Origin of the sequence: Desulfonatronospira sp. MSAO_Bac3, from assembly GCF_003838035.1 — a bacterium.
In the GTDB taxonomy this organism is placed as follows: Bacteria; Desulfobacterota; Desulfovibrionia; order Desulfovibrionales; family Desulfonatronovibrionaceae; genus Desulfonatronospira; species Desulfonatronospira thiodismutans.
Window position 1 is genome coordinate 1 of the sequence record NZ_QYZY01000269.1, and the last position, 1,160, is coordinate 1,160.

The 1,160-nt window shown below is 48.4% G+C and carries 1 protein-coding gene and 1 pseudogene; both read left to right on the forward strand.

The features are described 5' to 3' along the window. Window positions 1-206 (forward strand): annotated as a pseudogene (locus tag D5S03_RS09185) (hypothetical protein); the annotation flags it as partial. Between the two features lie 560 nt (window positions 207-766). After that, window positions 767-1,160 (forward strand): hypothetical protein (locus D5S03_RS09190; RefSeq protein WP_287043624.1); only part of this gene is annotated, 394 nt, incomplete at its 3' end.

The window sequence follows — 1,160 nt, forward strand, 5'->3', positions numbered from 1 at the left end:
ACAATCGTATTGACAATACTAGGGCAGAGCTAAAGGCTGAAATCCAGAAAAACACAGAAAGAATCGATTATACCAATACACGCATCGACAATCTGGCCAGGGAAGTGGCTGAGGCAAGAGGAGACCTGAACAAGGCCCTGAGCGACAAGGTGGTTGTCCAGGATCTTGTGGAGCGCGTGGGCAGGCTGGAAACCAGGGCTGCCTGATGCCGGTCCAAAGTTTGGGGTGACTCAAGAATTTTGACCAAATCCATAACTATTGAAAAAAATGGAATTATGGGCATGGATTCCCTGCATATTGCATGCGCTGAATATGCCAATGTCGATTATTTTATTACTTGTGATGATAAATTGATCAAACAGCTAAAAAATAATGAATTTAAAAATAGCTAGCAGGATTGTTACAAAACGTATGGCCCAGGATTACCCAGGACCTCCAGCAAGGAGCAATGGTCACTATCACTGAAAAGGCTATTCGAATACATACCCTGCCTGCAGCTTAAGCGACAATTCCAGAGATTCGTCCTGTTCCCCCATACCTTCTTCCCCATGCCATATGCCTTCTTCCCCATGCTCTATGCCCTATGCCTTGAATCCCCAATTCCTTCCTCAATTCCCAAGCCTTTCTCTACTTCTTCACCTTTCACCATTCCGCATTCATCATTCATCATTTCTTCCTCCCCCAATCCCCTCCTTGACAAAAACATATTATTACTGCTTAATATCCTGAACAGTCAGCATGAATTTAACCCAGAAGGAGATCGGGCATGACCCAGCCGGCATCGGTTATAGACCTGTACGACAGTCTCCTGGCAGCGGAAGACGAACGGGCCAGGGCACGGATTATTGCCGGGGCCTTCGAACGCCTGGAAGACCGTTACCCGGAGCTAAAGGACCTGGCCACCGCCAGCGGGGTGCGCGAGTCCGAACTGCGCCTGCAGAAAGAAATCGAGCAGTTACGCCTGCGCATAGAAGAAGTCCGCTCAGATCTTACCAGAGAGATTGAGCAGGTACGTGCAGACCTGTTAAAGGAAATAGAGAAGACCAACCTGCGTATAGAAGAGGTCCGCACAGAATTGATCCGGGAAATCGCTCAGGTACGTGCAGACCTGTCAAAGGATATCGAGAGGCTGCGTGCAGAAACCAGCAAAGAAATCGCCG